Origin of the sequence: Stieleria sedimenti (assembly GCF_025060895.1) — a bacterium.
Classification (GTDB): domain Bacteria; phylum Planctomycetota; class Planctomycetia; order Pirellulales; family Pirellulaceae; genus Stieleria; species Stieleria sedimenti.
The window spans coordinates 1-16,852 of the sequence record NZ_JANZKV010000105.1; the positions used below are offsets into that span (position 1 = coordinate 1).

Genomic DNA, 16,852 nt, shown 5'->3' on the forward strand with positions numbered 1-16,852 from the left:
AAGCCTGGACACCAACACGGATGCCCGTGCCATTCTAGATCTGGACGAAACGTTAGGGCAACGATGACACGGCGCGGTATTTGCAGCCGGTATCTTGTTCAGGTCAAACGACGCGGTTTCAAGGTGAGGAGCGGCGAGATGATTGGCACAAAATCGACGTCCGGCGGGAGGATTGCTGACCCAGGTCGTTGGCCGGCTCGGTGGTGGCACACCGCAAAAGCACGTGTGGTGTGCGATTTATGCCCACGTCATTGCGCGCTCAAGGAGGGTGACCACGGATTCTGCTTCGTCCGGCAAAATTCTGGCGGACGCATGGTGCTCAACACGTACGGACGGAGCACCGGATTTTGCATCGATCCGGTCGAAAAAAAGCCGCTCCACCACTTTTATCCCGGTACAAGCGTGCTCTCATTCGGGACGGCCGGATGCAACATGGGCTGCAAGTTCTGTCAGGCCTGGGAGATCACCAAGTCCAAGAACGTGCTCGATCGTCTGAGCCAAACTGCGACTCCCGAAATGATCGCGGAAGCCGCCGTTCAGCTCGGCTGCGACAGTGTCGCCTTTACCTACAACGATCCGGTGATCTGGGCAGAGTACGCGATCGACACCGCACACGCCTGCCACGAGCGCGGCTTGAAAACAATCGCGGTGACGGCAGGATTTCTCTGCCCCGAACCCAGGAAAGCGTTTTTCGACGTGATGGATGCAACCAACGTCGATTTGAAGGGGTTCACCGAGCACTTCTACAGGCACCAGACGCTCTCCCATCTGCAGCCCGTTCTGGAAACGTTGAAATGGATCAAGCACGAGAGTTCCGTGTGGCTCGAGATCACCAATTTGGTCATCCCGGGGGCGAACGACGACCCCGGCGAAATCCGTCAGATGTGCCAGTGGATTCGAGACGAACTCGGCCAGGAGGTACCGCTTCATTTCACCGCGTTCCATCCGGACTATCGCATGCTGGAGACCCCGCGGACTCCCTCGCGAACGTTGGTCGATGCCAGAAAGATCGCGATCGAAGCGGGGCTGCACTATGTGTATGTCGGCAACGTCGATGATCCGAAGCGTCAAAGCACGTATTGTCCGGACTGCAAGACTCGATTGATCGGACGGCGCTGGTATGACATCGACACTTATCAGTTGGATCAGAACCGCTGTCGCATCTGTGGCCACATCATCGCCGGCCACTTCGGTGACAAACCGGGGCACTGGGGAACAAAACGGGTGCCGGTCGATCCGGCGGCGTTGTTGAGATCGCTGGAACCGGAGGCAATCAAATGAGATGATCAAGAAGATCTTGATTAATGAACGCCGCTGCGGCGTCAACGGAACTTGTAGGTCGAATAGTCGGACTCGAATTCTTCGTCCGACAACGCGACATTGAGCTTCAGGTCGCGATAAATGTACTCCTCCTGCAGTACCGGTTGATCACTTCCCTCGCTCGGCCGAACCGTGGCAGCATGCGGAGGTTCCGCGTGAACCACGGCGGAGGTTGAAATCAACAGGATGATCGTGACAGTGGCGCGAACAGTCATGGTGTGTCGTCTCAAGTGAAGAAGTAACCCTCCCGTGTGCGGGAGGGTCGAGCGAAGCGAGGGGAGGGTCGAACGGTGACTCCCCACTTTCACTCCAGTGATCTCCGCCCTGTCCGCATACTCGATGGTGAAAATCCCCCTCTCCCCCGGCCCCTCTCCCCCAAAACTCTGACTCGCCGGGGCTCGCCAGAGTTTTGAAGGAGAGGGGAGCCATCGTGAGAAATGAAGATGCGAATGCCTTCTGAGAGAGCCGAGCATTACCCTATGCGTCGGGTTTTGCCTCGGCCTCCGCGGGAACCGCTTCCTCTTCCTCGTCCTCAGCCGTTGCCTCCTGTTCGGCATTCTCTGCCTCATTGTCAGGCTCCGTCGCCTCTTTGCCAGCCTCCGTTTCTTCGCCAGCCTCCGTTGCTTCTTCCTCGGCGATTGCCGGGGTTTCTTCGAGGGCGGGCTTCATGACTTCTTGGCGATCGGCTTCGTCGGTCGCGGGTGTTTGTGCCGCTTGGTCCTGCTCGGCCGGTTTGCATCCCGAGAGGGTGAACGACGCGGCACAGAGCAGTAACGCAGTGATCAAACGAATCATTTTTTTCTCCCTTTACTTGGTGGTCACGGCGATGCGTTTGGATCGCGCGTCTTCGCCTTTGGGAAGCCGCACTTCCAGAACGCCATTGTTTCGCTCCCTTTATGGTGACTGAATGGAAGTGAACGATGCGTGGGGCATCTGGTCGGAATGAACCCGTGCATCGACAGGTGCAACTTTGACAGCTGCGATTCCCAGAAATGCAACTCGCGTACCAAGGTCAGGCCTGCCGCACGGCTAGCTGTTGATCCTGGCGTTCCAGATTTTCGATCCGTTCGTCGATCGACAGATCCGTCCAGGCAGTTTGTCCGCCATCGGTTGCCGATTGGGTTGCACCGCAATGGGCGCAGCGAACTTCGCGTCCGAGCAGTTCGATTTGCACCCGCATCCCGCGGCCACAGACAGCACAAGTCTGTCGAAAGTAGATTCGGTTCGTTCTCACTATTGTTCTCCGCCATTGAATGTGATGCAAACGCTCTGGATGCTCCCAACCCTTGACCGGACCTTGACTGTTGCTCTAGAAACCGTCCCGAAAAAAGAGCGTAAGATGCGATGAATGATGCGAGCGAGGAGCACGTCTCATCCAATCTACGCGTGCAAACAGGCGCAGACAGTCACGCACGCGCTCCAGATTGTGTCAGGAATCTCCCGATAAACATCTGTCGGCTATCGGCTCACTCTTGTTTCGGTTGCGATTCAATCGACAAACCGTCACTGCCCTCGTTCCAAGGCTCCGCCTTGGAACGCACTGCCGATGTGGCTCCGCCACACGTTGCTCGCGACCGGGAGGCGGAGCCTGGGAACAAGTCGAATCCCGTTCGGCGATTCGCCGTCATAGTGGTCTACTCGATGGACCGCTTCACCAGCGCGATGCTCGGAATGGTGCAGGTGACTTCGGTTCCTTGATCGCGGCCGGGTTTGATCTGCAGCGACCCGCCCAGGATTCCGGCTCGATAGTTCATCGTTTGCATGCCCATTCCGGGCACCGACACGGCATCCCCGTTGATGCCGATTCCGTCGTCGCGGACGCTCAGCACCACGCCTTCTTTTGTCCGGCGGAGCGAGATCACAATCAGCTTGGCTTTTCCATGCCGGAGGGCGTTTGTCGCAGCCTCCTGGGCGATTCGGTAAAGCTGGGTGGCGGCCTGATTATCACGGAGCAGGACGGGCGAGTCGCACTCGAAGCGGCAAGTCACTCCCTCGATGCCGTTGAACTGTTCCGTCAGGTCGGTCAACGATGACATCAGGCCTTGGGCGTCGACATCCACCGGGTTCATGCCCCGCGAGAGGATTCGGACCTGCTCCAAGGCGCGATGGATGCCGTCACGCAGTTTCTCGGCGACCAAGGCTTCAGGCCGCTCGGCACGGGTCAAGGCGACCACGAGTGAATCGGCGGTCATCGAAAGCCCCGTCAGTTCCTGTCCGATGCCGTCGTGTAGATCGATTGCGATCCGGCGGTGTTCCTCTGCGCTCAACTCCACGATGTGGCGTTCGAGCACGCGGCGTTCGGTCACATCCTGACCGCAACACAGCAGACGCATCGGCGTACCCTCGGCGTCCCGCAACAAGTCACCGTGCCATTGGATCTCAAGTTCGCGTCCGTCTTTGGTCAAAATCGGATTGACATGGCCCCCAGTCACTTCGCCGTCGATCGTTTTGCTGAACACGTTCCGCACATTGGGGCGAACCTGGGGCGGAATGAACGTCTCGAACCAGTTTTGTCCAAGGACCTCGTCCGCCTGCCATCCGGTCAGCGATTCGATGTAGGGATTGAATTGCACAATGCGTCCTTCCATGTCCAAGACCACCACCACCAGTTGAGCGGTCTGGATGATGCTCTGGTTCAGGTTGTGTTCGCGCCGCAGTTCGCGTTCCATTTCCTTGCGTTGAGTGACATCACGCTGGATCGAGACAAAATTGGTGCGTCGGCCCTTGCGATCATAGAGCGACGAGATCAACAGCTCGGCATCATATGGTGTGCCGTCCTGACGGTAATTGACGAGTTCGACGACACAGGAGCCTTGGCGGGACAATTCGAATTTCATGTGTTTGGTCAGCGTCTGGTCTGTCCTCGCACCTTGCAGGATCCGCGGTGTCTGGCCGATCAATTCATCGGCGTTGTATCCCGTGATCCGGCACATTGCTTCGTTGACGAAGATGATTTTGGGTCCCGGCCAGTCGAGTCCGTCTTCGGTGATCAGCACGCCTTCCCCCAAGTGCGCGACCGCTTCGGAGAGCAGTCGGAGCCGTTCAATGCTCTTGTCTAATTCATCGGTGCGATCCGCCAAGGATTCGTGGAGGTCGATGTTCAGTTTGCTCAACGCGTTGAAGGCAGCCTTTTGCTCGGTGACATCGGCCAAGGCGATTCGGCAGAGGGTCAACTCACCGTTTTCGTCGTGAAAGGCCTGGCTTTGCACACGAAACGTCGGATGGGGGCGGTCCGCCACCGCCATCTCCAGTTCGCATCCGACCGTCGTTTCGCCCGAAAAGACCTGGCGGCGATGAAGATGCCAGCCGTCCTGAGAATCGGGACGAACGAAATCCGAAAACTTGTGCCCGGGCAAACGTTTTCGGTCGACATGGAGCATCACCGACGCCGTCAAATTGGCTTCCACGATCACGCCTTCCGCGTCGAGCGTCAGATAACCGATCGGGGCAAACTCATACAGATCGGAATAGCGATCACGCGATTGGGCGAGCTGGACTTGGGCATTGCGTAGATCCTCGTTTTGAATCTCCAGTTCCATCTGATGCACTTGAAGTTCGTGAATCAGCTGGTGCAACTCTTCGGTGCTCATTTCCGCGTGATGGGCTGCGGAGGTCCGCAGCATTGCCTCGGCGCGTTCTCGAAGCGTACTGGTCGGTTGCCGATCGCGTTGCGAGTCGTTTTTATTCATGGTCGCTTTCCGTCACGTCTTGAAATGCCAACAAAATCTCGCCGGCATACACTGGGTTCTCGTCCAGTCGACGGGCGTTGAGCAAAAAGGTTCTGCGACCGATCTTGGGAAACTCATGCTCGATTCGGAAGTCATCAAACGACGCGTTTTTCATGTGCACTTCTTCCAACCGACCACGAAGCGCCGAGAGGTCCCAGACTGCATCACCGAGTTCAAAGAAGGGTTGCTTCAACACACTGTTCGGACCAAGTCGAAATGTCCGGTAAAAGCCACGATTGGCGGACACCACGGTGTAGTGATCGTCCAGGACAATCAGCGGCTCACGAACGGTATCGAAGATCGACTCGAAATAGGTCCGCTGCTCGCCGATCACTTCCGCTTCTTTGAGTTCCTGGATACTGACGAATGTGAGCACCAGTCCGTCAATCACTTTCTCGGTCGTTCGATACGGCAGGATTCGCATCAGGAACCATTCGCCATCGGTGCTTTCCACTCGACGCTTTTTGGGCACCAGCGTATCGAGCACCTCGGTACAATCTTGGACGAGCGTCTCGTACTTTAGTTTGGACGCCAATTCACCGATGGGGCGTCCGATATCGTTGCGTCGCAACATGATCAACTGGGTCGCCTGATCGGTGTACCGCTTGATATTCAGATTGTCGTCCAGAAAGATGGTCGCAATGTCCGTGCTGTTGAGCAGATTCTGCATGTCGTCGTTGGCTTGCGAGAGGTCATCGACCTTCGATTGCAGTTCGGCGTTGACCGTGGTCAGTTCCTCGTTGAGCGACTGCATTTCTTCCTTGGACGTTTCCAGTTCTTCGTTGGTACTCTGCATCTCTTCGTTGGTGGACTGCAATTCCTCGTTGGTGGACTTGAGTTCCTCGTTCGCCGTTTCGAGCTCTTCCAGCGTGGTTTGGTGCGTTTCACGGATGTACTGGATCTCGCGTTCCAGCGATGCGGTGTGATCGTCGTCTGACGTTTGATGTTCCGTCTCCGGTGACGGTTGCTCGTCTTCCGCGGGCGTCGGGATCGGGCGAAAGGTGATCAGCACCAGTCCGGCGATCGGCTCGGGTTGTTGAATTTTCATGGCGGTCAGCGTGACCGTGGCGGTATGGCCGTTCGTCTTGACGCGTACGTTGTTGCGAACGACTTCCTCGTCCGTCGCGTTGGCCTGCCGCAGCATGGCTGCGAGTTCGTGGGGAAGCCCTTCGCGGGCCATGTCCAAGAGATTCGTCCTCACCCGGCCTTCGGCGAATTCCAGATACTCGCCCGTCCGGCCGTGCACGTGAACCAAGTCGCCGCGGGCATTGACGACCAAAAAGGTCGGACAGAATCGATCGATCGCCAACCGTTCCAACAGCAGGGCGACCTGTGACTCCTTGACCCGTGTCCCGATCGCGTCGGAAGGCTCGTTGGACAAAGCCATGGACGTGGTGGAGGCGGGGATTTCCGGCAAGGAATACGCGGCGGCTGAAATCTCCTTGCGACGATAGATTTTCCACTTTTTGTTAACGGTTTCGAACAGATCGCCGAAGCCGCCGATCGTTTCGGACGGAGCGAGCACCAGCAATCCGCCCGGCTTCAAGGCGTAGTGAAAGATCGGTAGCAGACGCTTTTGCAGCTCGGCATTCAAATAGATCAACAGGTTGCGACAGGAAAGCAGATCCAGCTTGGTGAACGGCGGATCGTTGATGACATTTTGCGGGGCGAAAACGGCCATCTCGCGAATTTCTTTGCGGATGCCATAGACGCCGTCGTCCTGCGTGAAATAGCGTTCCAAACGTTGGGGCGAGAGGTCGCCACGGATTCCGACGGGAAAACGCCCCAGCCGCGCCGCCTCCACCGAAGCACTATCAAGATCGGTGCCGAAGATCTGAACGCCGAGGTGCCGCTTCATCGATTGCATGCACTCGCGGATCACGATCGCAAGCGTGTAAACCTCTTCGCCGGTCGCGCAGCCCGGTACCCAAGCCCTCAAGACGTAGCCGTCCGGTCGCGACTCGAGCAAGCCCCGCAGTGGGCCCGACGCCAGGGCGTCCCAGGATTCCGGGTCGCGAAAGAAGCGGGTGACACAGATCAACAACTCCTTGAAAAGCACCTCAATTTCGTTGGGATTCTCTCGCAAAAATCGGACGTACTCTTGGGCGTGCTCGATCTGCTGAACGTTCATCCGTCGTTCGATACGCCGACGTATGGTGTTGGCCTTGTAGCCGGAAAAATCATGTCCGGTGTGCTCGCGGAGCAGCAGAAAGATTTTCTGCATCGGTTCGGCGGGGATCGCCGGAGGTTCTGTTTTGCCGGATTTGTCCGTTCGGCTGATGCCCAAGTACGGACCGCTGGCATAGGCGACGAGGTGCCGGGGCATCGCGGCCGGCGGTAAGACGTAGTCGGCCATTCCCGTTCCCTCGGCACTCGACGGCATCCCCGCGTACTTGGCCGACTGGGGTTGCTGGACCATGGCCATTCCGGCTTCGCCCTTGATCGCTTTGAGCCCGAGCGTTCCGTCGCTGCCGGTGCCCGAGAGCACGATGCAGATCGCCCGCTCCTTTTGGTCCTGGGCGAGTGAACGAAAGAAAGAGTCGATCGGCAGTTTCGGCGAGACCGGGCTGTCGGAGTCCATCCTCTGGAGTGTTCCGTTCAACAGCGCCAGATGTCCGCCGGGGGTTCCCACATAAACGTGATTCGGCTGCAGCTTGACGCCATCGGTCGCCTCGACGACCTCCATTTGCGTTTCCCTGGCCAACAATTCGGGCAACAAACTGGTGTGCCCGGGATGCTGATGGGTCACGACAACGAACGCCATTCCCGTGTCGACGGGCATGTTGTCGAGCAACTCGTCGAGCGCTTCGAGTCCGCCGGCGGAGGCACCGATTCCGACCACGGGAAAACCGACCGCAGCCGAGTCGTCGATCACGGGCCCCGCCGCATCGTCGTCATCCGCTTTCTCGTTCGCCATGTGGGGCCGTGCCTATCGTTTCGTTGCTAAGTTCAGGATATTGAGGGGCAATGCTATCTTAGCGGCGAGCAGGATTTGAGTGGGATTGGCTTCCAGCCTGTCGATACCCGTGCTCAACTGTTTTCAATCACCCATTGGACGGCTTCACGAGCGAGTGCGGCCATGTCATCCAGCTCCAGTTTTTCTTTGATCCGGGAACGGTATGTCTCGATCGTCTTGGGGCTCAAGTGCATGGCGGCTGCGATGTCAACCGTCTTGACGCCCCGGCCGATCAGCTCAAACGTCTGCAGTTCGCGGTCGGACAGCGCCTCGGCGGGACTTTTTCGCAGCATGTCCTTTCCGTGCACCACACGATGCAGCACCTTTGCCGACATTTCGGGACTCAAGTACACGTCACCCTTGAGGACCGTGCGAATGGCGTCGACGATGACATCGGTCGCATTGACCTTGTTGATGTACCCCATCGCTCCGGCTCGCAATGCGCGTTCGGCATACAGCGAGTCTTCGTACATCGACCACACCAACATCCGCGTTTTAAGATTCTCCGCCTTGACCGCCTTGATCAATTCGATCCCGTTGCCCGTTTTCAGGGACACGTCGATGACCGCAAGGTCGGGATGCCGAGAACGAATCAGGTTCAACGCCTCGTCGACGTCATCCGCTTCACCGCAAACCTGTAGATCGGCTTCCAATTCAATCCGAGTCATCAGTCCATCACGAGTCGTCGGGTGATCATCAACGATGACGATGCTGGCCATCTTGGAAACCTCCTCGGCGACGGGTTGAACATTCGGGGCGTCACGGCCGGGCAACCTCCATCTCGGACGACCTCAATTGCAGGGCGCAACCTCCATCCCATTGTAACGAGCAAACCCCGTTCCGATGGACTCCAGCGAAGACAGGATCGCCGAGAAACCGCGGTTTCAAACCTTCCCCGGCAATCGGAACGCGATGGCGACGCTCCATCTGTGTCAGTTTTTTCCTGACAGGCTCTTCCGGAGGAATCTCACCTTTGACGAAGTGGCCCCGCGACTGATGCGGTTGGCCAGCCCCGATAACTTGATGGTCCCCTCGCACACGAGGCTCGCCCGCCAGATTCGACAGGCTACACCAGGAATTGCCCCTTTTTCGCTCGGGTTCATTCCGGCCGCGATGGGTCATCCGTCCCGTCGTTGCGAGGTTCGTCGGTGGACTCCCGGGTGACATTCTGGGGCGTAAACGAGCCCGCGAATGCGTAGCTCCATTTGTTCTTCTGATTTTCGCGTCGGTAAATCACCAGACTGGTGACCACGCTTTCATGCTCGTGCGGCTCACCCTCGAGCAGGTGAAAAACGTTCGCGCTGATGTAGCAGACGATCTTCTCGGGCAACCGTTCCGCGGTGACCGCGAGCGGCTCAAGATGCCCGTCCAACGGACCGCCCATGAATTCGATCACTTTTTGTTGCGTTGAGTGTGGCATCGTCATTTCCTTGGCAGATGAGATCGCCTGAACAATCACTCGGCGGATCTTGCCGCCCCGCATTCCATCATGATAACAAACTGGCCGTCAGTGATTCGCAAATCGCATGCCCCTTTGTGATGCAGTGAATCTGTCTGTCTGTCTGTCTGTCTGTCGGATCGAGGCAGCGGCGATCGCTCTGTGGTGACATTCCCTACATGCAAATTGGAATGCCCCTGATTCCAGTCGTTTCAGACCCGTTCGAAACTGATCCTTGAAATCGGTGGGCTGCGGCCAGTCGATTGAAGCCCGCACGCGTCAGCAAGGGGCCACGCGGCGCCCCTCGTTTACGGGACGCAGCTCAACTCGCTGGAATTTGCCGCAGTTCGCTGCACCGCTACAACCGAGATGAATGGAGCATGAAGAGCGATGGAATTGTCCGTCCAACATCAATGTCGTCCGCAGGTCAAGGACGCTGGGATCGAGCCGTGGCAACTCCCCACGCCCACGCTCGCGATTCCGGGCTCGCCGGAAAAGCTCGCGGTGATGCGAGCACGGTTGCTCGCCGGCGAGCAACTTCACCATCCGTTCGATCGCAAGGCATGCCCGCAACCCGCATCCTTTCATCTCCATCATGTGTGGGCCAACCGTGACGCCGTTGAATCAAGCGATTGCCTGCCGATCGCAACGAGGCTGATCGAAGCGGACCCGTCGCGTGCGCAAACCCGGTGAACCGTCATCGATGCACGCCGCGTTTCGGAAACAGCTCATGCAGCGAGTCGGGAATGATCGCTCGGATGTCGTCCATCTCTCCTGTGCTGACGTGGACCGCAAGAACCTTCAGCACCGCGCGCGTCAACCGTTCCGCGTCCACGGCCGGAGCATGACGGAACGCCTCGAAAACGTGTGACAGAAACGCTTCTTTGGAGCGATCTTTGACGGGAACATGGTCGGGCTGCCAGCCATGATGGCAGGTCCGTGAGAGTGCTGGAGACGACCGATCCGACGATGCAAGTTGCGGACCGAATGGTTCCAGGAAGCAAGACTGCAAGCGGTTCATCGCATCGGATTTCGCGAAGCGAGTCGCTGCGGCGCGCGTGGAGTTCCCAGATGTGCATGGCCGCACGGGTGATGCCTGGGAGTGAACGAAGCATCACGGGATCAGGCCTGTAGTGTTACTCCGACGACGATTGGCACAAACTGTGCAACGAGCTTTCCACACGCTTGGCTCAGATGAGTCGCCCAGACAGGCTGGATCCGGTCTCACCGGTTGGATTGAACGAGTCCTTCGAGCAGTCTCGATCGTTGCTCAGCGCCCCACCGCGTTCCCAACCGCACGCCGCAACCGTCGGCGTCCGCGACAATCAGGGAGCGGTCTTTGATGGGCAGCGCCCCCAACCTCCCCTTGCCCTGCAGCTCCCATGCCCCAGCCGCCCGAACCCAAACCGCCCGAACCCAAACCGCCCGCCCCCAAACCAGGTGATCGCCGAGACGACGATGGCGGTTCATCATTCCGCGGTCACGGTTCATTCTCGCCGCTGTTCTGGTGGATCGCGTTCATGGCCGTGATGTTGATTGCACTGCAGTGGCGATCGAAGGAGACAGGACGGCAGGAAGTCTCGTCGTGGACCGGCTTTAAACAGCTGCTGGTCGACCAAGCGATCGAACCGGACAGCGTCACGATCCGGCATGACCGGGTGGAGGCCGTTCTGAAACCCGAGGTGGTGCCGGACGAATCTCTGTCGATTGCCAAAGAGGCCGATCAACCGGCGCCGCTGTTCGTCGCCATCGATAGCGAGAACCGACAATGGTTCATCGAACAGATCGACGCGTTGCAGGTTGCCTACCGGTTAGACACGTCGGTCAGCCGCTGGTGGACGATTCTGCTCAGCTGGCTGCCGATGATCGTGTTGATCGCGTTTTTCTGGTTTCTTCTGTATCGAACGCGTCAGACGTTCGGCGAAGGCGCCGGCGGGATGCTGGGCGCTTTCGGCAGGTCTCAGCACCACGTGGCTTCCAAGGATACGGTCAGCGTCACGCTCGACGACGTCGCCGGGATAGATGAAGCCAAGGCGGAGATCGGGGAGATCATCGAGTTCCTGCAGAATCCTGGCCGGTTTCAAAAGATCGGCGCCCGCATCCCACGTGGCGTCTTGTTGCTCGGCCCGCCCGGATGCGGCAAGACATTATTGGCTCGGGCGATCGCCGGTCAGGCCGACGTTCCTTTCTTCTCGATCTCGGGTTCCGATTTCATGGAGATGTTCGTCGGTGTGGGGGCGCGTCGTGTTCGTGACTTGTTCGAACAGGCCAAACGCAGCGAGCCGTGCATTATCTTTCTTGACGAAATTGATTCGATCGGCCGCAAACGCGGTCTGGAACTGATCGCCGGTGGCGGCCATGGCGAGCGCGAACAAACCCTCAACGCCATCCTCTCGGAAATGGACGGCTTTGAACCCCACGACCAAGTCATCGTGATCGCCGCCACCAACCGCCCCGATGTGCTCGATCCGGCACTGATTCGGCCCGGACGATTCGACCGCCAAGTCGACGTGCCGCTTCCCGATTCCAAGGGCCGCGAAAACATCCTGCGAATTCACACCAAACAGGTCAAACTGGCCGACGATGTCGACTTGCAAGAATTGGCCCGCGCGACGCCGATGTTCTCCGGTGCCGATTTGAAGGCGTTGGTCAATGAAGCGGCGATCATCGCCACGATGAGCGACAAGTCCGCCGTGACGATGGAAGACCTGCGTCGCGGTCGGGATAAGCTGAAATTCGGCCGCGCCCAAACCAGCCGAAAAATCGACGCCCAGCAACGAACCATCAGCGCCTACCACGAAGCCGGGCATGCCTTGTTGGAATCGTTGTTGCCAGACGCCGATCCCGTCGAAAAAGTCACCATCGTCCCCCGCGGACGCGCACTCGGCGCCACCTTCGCACTACCCGAGAGAGAACGTTACACTTACGGACGAAAGTACATCTTGGCAACGATGCGAGTGCTGTGCGGAGGACGCATTGCCGAATTGCGCAAAACCGGCGATGCGTTTTCGGGTGCCGAAGACGACATCAAGAAACTCACCGAACTCGCCGATCGAATGGTGCGGATGTGGGGGATGTCTGAAGACATCGGATTTGTTCGCGTGGCCACCGACGCCGAGGAAGAACGTTTGTTGATCGACCGAGGCTATAGCGAACAGACCGCAAAACAAATCGACGACGCAATTCAGACCTTGGTCAACGAAGCGTACCGCGATGCCGATCAGATGATTGAGCAGCACTGGTCGACCGTCGAAGCGATTGCCCAGGCGCTGCTCGATCGTGAGACCCTGACAGCGGATGAACTCAAACAATTGATGCAACATCACTCGCAAACCGCGCTTGATCGGTCACCGATTTGAAATCGGCGAAGACGCCGGCCAGGGTGATTGCCCCCACGGGCCGATGTCGATGGCGGGAATGATCTCGACCCCGCCCGATCTGATAGGATGATCAGTCGTCTGGCGCAAGCCCACGGACCCCACCCCAGGAAAACGGGCACACCCTGCATGGCGTTCGGACGATCAGTGATGCTAAAGTCAGGGAACACGTGGAATCGATGACGACGAAAATGCCGCCGCAGGAAATCCTTCTCGTTCCGGGGCTGTTTGAGCCGCGGTTTGCATTGTGGCCGTTGCAACGGGCGTTGCAGTCGCACTGCGGCCGAGTCGAGTCCTGGCGAGATCGTCTTGCCTTTCGCGAACTGAACGAAAGTGTCAACCGAATGGCCCGTCGGATCGCAGGCGACGCGGAGCGCGACGGGGCGATCGGGATTGTCACACACAGCTTCGGCGATTGGGTCGCTCGCGCGGCGATCGTCAATCAATCCAATCACCGCGTCCGCACTCTGGTTTCGCTGGCTCCGGTCATGAAAGCCGGTTTCCTGGCCCGCGCGGCATACGCGTTGAGTGGAAAATTGATCCCCGAAGTGGCCGTCACGATGGACTCCGACCGGGCCGCGGCGAACCTCGATTGCGATCCGCAAATCAGGCGGATGGTGGTCTGGTCCAAATTCGACGAAAGCCTGCAAAGCATCGACCTGACGCATTTGGAAAACGTCCAGACTCGGAAGGTGGTCGCCACGCATCTCACGATCGCATTGCAACCCAATGTGCACCGGTTGGTCGGCGAATTCATGTTTGGTGAGTGATCGGTTTTGCAGCCCACATCGATCGTCGCGAAAGTCGCTATGCCTTTCGCAACGCCGGCCCTCTCTGGCGTTTGCTTGCTGCGCAAACGCCGTCTCTCCCAGCGGGAGAGAATCTAAATCGGTTGCCAAATCCTGCAGTAAAAGAATCGACGCCCCCCGCAGCGAGTGGTCACGGCTTGATAAACGATCCGTCCTTCAGCTCTCGCCAGGCCTGCTGAAGTTCGGCTTGCGTGTTCATCACGATCGGGCCTCGCCAGGCAACCGGTTCCTTGATCGGTTCGCCCGACACCAGCAAAAACCTGCCGCCTTCTTCTCCCGATTCCACGCGAATCGAATCGCCTTGGTCGAACAACACCAGGGAGCGATTGCCGGCGAACTCGGCGAGCGATTGCCCGTGGTTCATCGGATCTTCGACCCGCACGTCGCGCGGATCCGACGCGTCCTTGAACCGGACCGATCCGGCAAAGACGTAGGCGAACGCGTGCCGAGTCGTTTCGATCGGAATCGACCGCGATGTGTTCGGGGGAAGGCTGATGTCCAGGTAACGTGGATCGGCGGCGACCCCTTCGACCGGGCCACGCTCGCCCCAAAAGTCTCCGCACAACACGCGCACGCTGGTGCCGTCGTCGTCCACCACGGTCGGGACGTCCTTGGCGCTGATGTCCTGATAACGTGGCCGAGTCATCTTGTGCTTGGCAGGAAGATTGGCCCACAGTTGAAACCCGTGCATCCTGCCGGCGGCATCCCCGTGCGGCATTTCCTGATGCATGATGCCGCTGCCGGCCGTCATCCACTGGATGTCACCGGCAGCAAGCTGCCCACGGTTGCCCAAACTGTCGGCGTGATCGACCGTCCCGGCCAACACATAGGTAATCGTTTCGATGCCGCGGTGCGGATGCCAGGGAAACCCGTTGGCGTAGCGCTGCGGGTCTTCGTTGCGAAAGTCATCGAACAACAGGAATGGATCGAATGGCCCGGTTTCACCAAAACCGAATCCTCGATGCAGATGAACACCGGCACCTTCAACCATCGGCTGCGATGTCGTGATGCGTTGGGGTTGTCGAACGTGGGTCGTGGGACTGGTCATCGAAAGTTTCCCCTTGCAAAACGGGTGGATGAAAACGGCGTCGCTAATTGTCGGTGTGACGGGCGCGAAACAGCAGTTCGTTCAATATCGCGAGCTCCTGTTTGGACAATTCGTTGAACTGCGACCGATGCAGATCCTCCAGCGGCTTGGCAAGCTTCTTCAAGGCGGCTCGACCTTTCGGAGCCAGCCGAATCCAAACGACACGACGATCCTCGCCACATCGTTCTCGCTTCACCAAGTTCGCTTTGGCTATTCGATCGATCAATCGCGAGATGTCGGCCTGGGGCGTGATCAAGTGTTGACCGATCTGGTAGATCTGCATCGGCGTGCCCGCCCCCTGCAAAATCCGCAGCACGTTGTATTGCGAATCCGAAAGCCCGGCGGATTCGAACAGCAGAACGAACTCGCGCTGCAGCTGGGTCGAAGTCCGCAGCAAATTCAGGTACGTCTCCTGCTGCAAGCTGGAAAACGGATCTCGTTTGCCGATCTCGTCCGCCAGCGTTGGAGACTCGTTCGCTTTCTTCTTCATGACCTAAATATATGTTGCAACAGATAGTTGGTCAAGCCCTCCGCGGCCGGCCGGCACTCGTGCTCCGTTCACCCCCGGCTTCGGCACAGCAATCGGCGACGTTCGTCGACGGACCGCTCCAATGCGGTCACGCCCGACGAGTTGTCGATCTGGTAAGCGAACGTGTCCACCTTCGCTCCGGTGTCGCGATTTCGCAGCATCAGCGCGTTCTGGGGAAGTTCCACGATTTGATTGAAGGTTACATCAGGTGAAGTTACGGCGGATCGACTCTCTGCCCCATCGTTGACCACGACCCGCTGGACTTCGATTTCAGATCGGTACACCACATCGAAGGTGGCTTGCTCGGTGCCTCCGTCTTGATCATCGACCATCACCGTGACCCGATAGGTCCCTGGTGTTTCGTCGTCGTGTTCGATTTGGAACGATTGGTCCGCGTTCAGGACGATCGGACGGCGCGTGCCGTCACCAACGTCGGCAGTGGCCAACCAGAGATCCTCACCGGGGTCCGCAAAACTGCCATGACGATCACGGATTCGGCGTTCACCTCCTGCCTGCCTTGATCGGGCATCAGGACGCGTTCGACGTTGCGCGAGTGAACGACGAAGGGCGACGTGGTGATGCTGTTGGCTCCATCACTTCACGCTGCTCAACGAGTCCGATGATCTCATGGCGACCGTCCTGGGCGAAGAAAACACGCGAACTCAAAAGGTTGCTTCCCTGATCCCACAGTTCCTCAAGGCCGAATCAACCACTCGCCCCAACGTTCTGCTGGTCATGACCGACGCTATGGAATGCTATTGAAGATTGAACACGCTCAATCATTGGAGAACGCCGGTGTTTTGCTAGACTGGGGCAGATTCAAATTGCTGAGAGTTGCGATTTGAATCTCGAAACGTCGCGGCACAGGCCGAGAATACCGATACAATTCGGGAACTCACCGGGATGCTGGAAGGCGGCTGGAAATCGGTACTGCCCGCCGCTGCGGAGACAGCTCAATGATCGGATTGTCGTCCAATGCAGAACGCTTGAGAAGTTTCCAGACCGATGGATTCGTGGCCCTGGCTCAGTTTGTAAGCGTCGCAGAGTTGACTGAACTGCTTGCGCACGTCGATCGCTTCATCCGCGACATCGTTCCGCAGTTGCCACCGGAGCAGGTCTTTTACGAAGACAAACACAACCCTGCAACGTTGAAGCAGATTCAGCACATGCGCGACCAAGCTCGCACGAAAACACTTGGTTTCAGTCAGGGCATCGTTGATTACCCCACAGATCAGGACCGCGAAGCCGAAATCGCGTTTCCGGCAAAGCCCGGCGACCTGCTCGTTCATGATGCCTTGACCATCCACCGCGCCGACGGAAACCAATCGCCCACGCGATCGAGGCGTGCGCTCGGATTCATCTACTACAGCAACCGGGCTCGCGAGAACGTCGAAGCTCACGCCGCGTATCAACGTCGACTCGCCGAAGTTGAGATTGCTCGAAGGATTCGAGCTGCCTGCGCCAATGCATTTGAAATGCAATCTGAGTCCGGAAGGGTTACAATTGGATCAGACGTAAGGTGTGCAGCTCCTGCCTCTGGTACCCCTCTTACCGAATACACGCGAAGGTCCACCTTTGACTTTTCCGTTTGATCGTAGCGTTAAGTTC

At 58.2% G+C, this 16,852-nt stretch carries 16 protein-coding genes; 5 read left to right on the forward strand and 11 right to left on the reverse strand.

Going from position 1 to position 16,852, the window contains the following annotated elements; genetic code table 11:
- Positions 1-138: 138 nt before the first annotated feature.
- Positions 139-1,281 carry an AmmeMemoRadiSam system radical SAM enzyme gene (amrS, locus tag NZK35_RS14700; protein WP_259633293.1) on the forward strand — a complete coding sequence of 381 codons (1,143 nt, stop codon included), beginning with the start codon at positions 139-141 and terminating at the stop codon, positions 1,279-1,281.
- A 41-nt stretch (positions 1,282-1,322) separates the two neighbouring features.
- On the opposite strand, the gene NZK35_RS14705 is transcribed toward amrS, so the two are convergent.
- The 7 genes from NZK35_RS14705 to NZK35_RS14735 all read right to left on the reverse strand — a co-directional run bounded on the left by NZK35_RS14705 (position 1,323) and on the right by NZK35_RS14735 (position 9,424).
- Positions 1,323-1,535: a DUF1571 domain-containing protein gene (locus NZK35_RS14705; RefSeq protein WP_259633294.1), complete on the reverse strand. Its 213-nt coding sequence runs from the start codon at positions 1,533-1,535 to the stop codon at positions 1,323-1,325.
- 262 nt (positions 1,536-1,797) lie between these two features.
- Positions 1,798-2,115, reverse strand: a complete 318-nt coding sequence (locus NZK35_RS14710; protein WP_259633295.1) for a hypothetical protein — start codon at positions 2,113-2,115, stop codon at positions 1,798-1,800.
- Positions 2,116-2,332: 217 nt separating this feature from the next.
- Complete coding sequence (locus NZK35_RS14715) at positions 2,333-2,554, reverse strand: hypothetical protein (protein WP_259633296.1); 222 nt, start codon at positions 2,552-2,554, stop codon at positions 2,333-2,335.
- Positions 2,555-2,954: 400 nt separating this feature from the next.
- Positions 2,955-5,009 (reverse strand): sensor histidine kinase, encoded by a 2,055-nt coding sequence (locus NZK35_RS14720; RefSeq protein WP_259633297.1) that lies wholly within the window; start codon positions 5,007-5,009, stop codon positions 2,955-2,957.
- Positions 5,002-7,965 (reverse strand): chemotaxis protein CheB, encoded by a 2,964-nt coding sequence (locus tag NZK35_RS14725; RefSeq protein WP_259633298.1) that lies wholly within the window; start codon positions 7,963-7,965, stop codon positions 5,002-5,004. The genes NZK35_RS14720 and NZK35_RS14725 overlap by 8 nt, the downstream gene beginning before the upstream one ends.
- Positions 7,966-8,078: 113 nt before the next feature.
- Positions 8,079-8,723: a response regulator transcription factor gene (locus NZK35_RS14730; protein ID WP_259633299.1), complete on the reverse strand. Its 645-nt coding sequence runs from the start codon at positions 8,721-8,723 to the stop codon at positions 8,079-8,081.
- A 380-nt stretch (positions 8,724-9,103) separates the two neighbouring features.
- A complete protein-coding gene (locus tag NZK35_RS14735; RefSeq protein ID WP_259633300.1) occupies positions 9,104-9,424 on the reverse strand; it encodes a hypothetical protein in 321 nt (106 codons plus the stop codon).
- A gap of 408 nt (positions 9,425-9,832) precedes the next feature.
- Between NZK35_RS14735 and NZK35_RS14740 the strand changes: the two genes are divergently transcribed.
- Positions 9,833-10,135 (forward strand): hypothetical protein, encoded by a 303-nt coding sequence (locus tag NZK35_RS14740; protein WP_259633301.1) that lies wholly within the window; start codon positions 9,833-9,835, stop codon positions 10,133-10,135.
- A 4-nt stretch (positions 10,136-10,139) separates the two neighbouring features.
- Here the strand turns inward: NZK35_RS14740 and NZK35_RS14745 are convergent, their stop codons facing one another.
- Positions 10,140-10,463, reverse strand: coding sequence for a DUF2267 domain-containing protein (locus NZK35_RS14745; protein WP_259633302.1), 324 nt, complete (start codon positions 10,461-10,463; stop codon positions 10,140-10,142).
- Positions 10,464-10,824: 361 nt separating this feature from the next.
- On the opposite strand from NZK35_RS14745, the gene ftsH reads away from it, so the two are divergent.
- On the forward strand, positions 10,825-12,801 hold the full coding sequence (ftsH, locus tag NZK35_RS14750) for an ATP-dependent zinc metalloprotease FtsH (RefSeq protein WP_259633303.1): 1,977 nt from the start codon (positions 10,825-10,827) through the stop codon (positions 12,799-12,801).
- Between the two features lie 197 nt (positions 12,802-12,998).
- Positions 12,999-13,589: an esterase/lipase family protein gene (locus tag NZK35_RS14755; RefSeq protein ID WP_259633304.1), complete on the forward strand. Its 591-nt coding sequence runs from the start codon at positions 12,999-13,001 to the stop codon at positions 13,587-13,589.
- 169 nt (positions 13,590-13,758) lie between these two features.
- On the opposite strand, the gene NZK35_RS14760 is transcribed toward NZK35_RS14755, so the two are convergent.
- The 3 genes from NZK35_RS14760 to NZK35_RS14770 all read right to left on the reverse strand — a co-directional run bounded on the left by NZK35_RS14760 (position 13,759) and on the right by NZK35_RS14770 (position 15,690).
- Positions 13,759-14,676 carry a pirin family protein gene (locus NZK35_RS14760; RefSeq protein WP_259633305.1) on the reverse strand — a complete coding sequence of 306 codons (918 nt, stop codon included), beginning with the start codon at positions 14,674-14,676 and terminating at the stop codon, positions 13,759-13,761.
- A 43-nt stretch (positions 14,677-14,719) separates the two neighbouring features.
- Positions 14,720-15,205, reverse strand: coding sequence for a MarR family winged helix-turn-helix transcriptional regulator (locus NZK35_RS14765; protein ID WP_259633306.1), 486 nt, complete (start codon positions 15,203-15,205; stop codon positions 14,720-14,722).
- 68 nt (positions 15,206-15,273) lie between these two features.
- Positions 15,274-15,690 carry a hypothetical protein gene (locus tag NZK35_RS14770; protein WP_323379639.1) on the reverse strand — a complete coding sequence of 139 codons (417 nt, stop codon included), beginning with the start codon at positions 15,688-15,690 and terminating at the stop codon, positions 15,274-15,276.
- A gap of 720 nt (positions 15,691-16,410) precedes the next feature.
- On the opposite strand from NZK35_RS14770, the gene NZK35_RS14775 reads away from it, so the two are divergent.
- The gene (locus NZK35_RS14775; protein ID WP_259633327.1) at positions 16,411-16,836 is read left to right on the forward strand and encodes a phytanoyl-CoA dioxygenase family protein; all 426 of its coding nucleotides are present in this window, start codon (positions 16,411-16,413) and stop codon (positions 16,834-16,836) included.
- Positions 16,837-16,852: the final 16 nt, after the last annotated feature.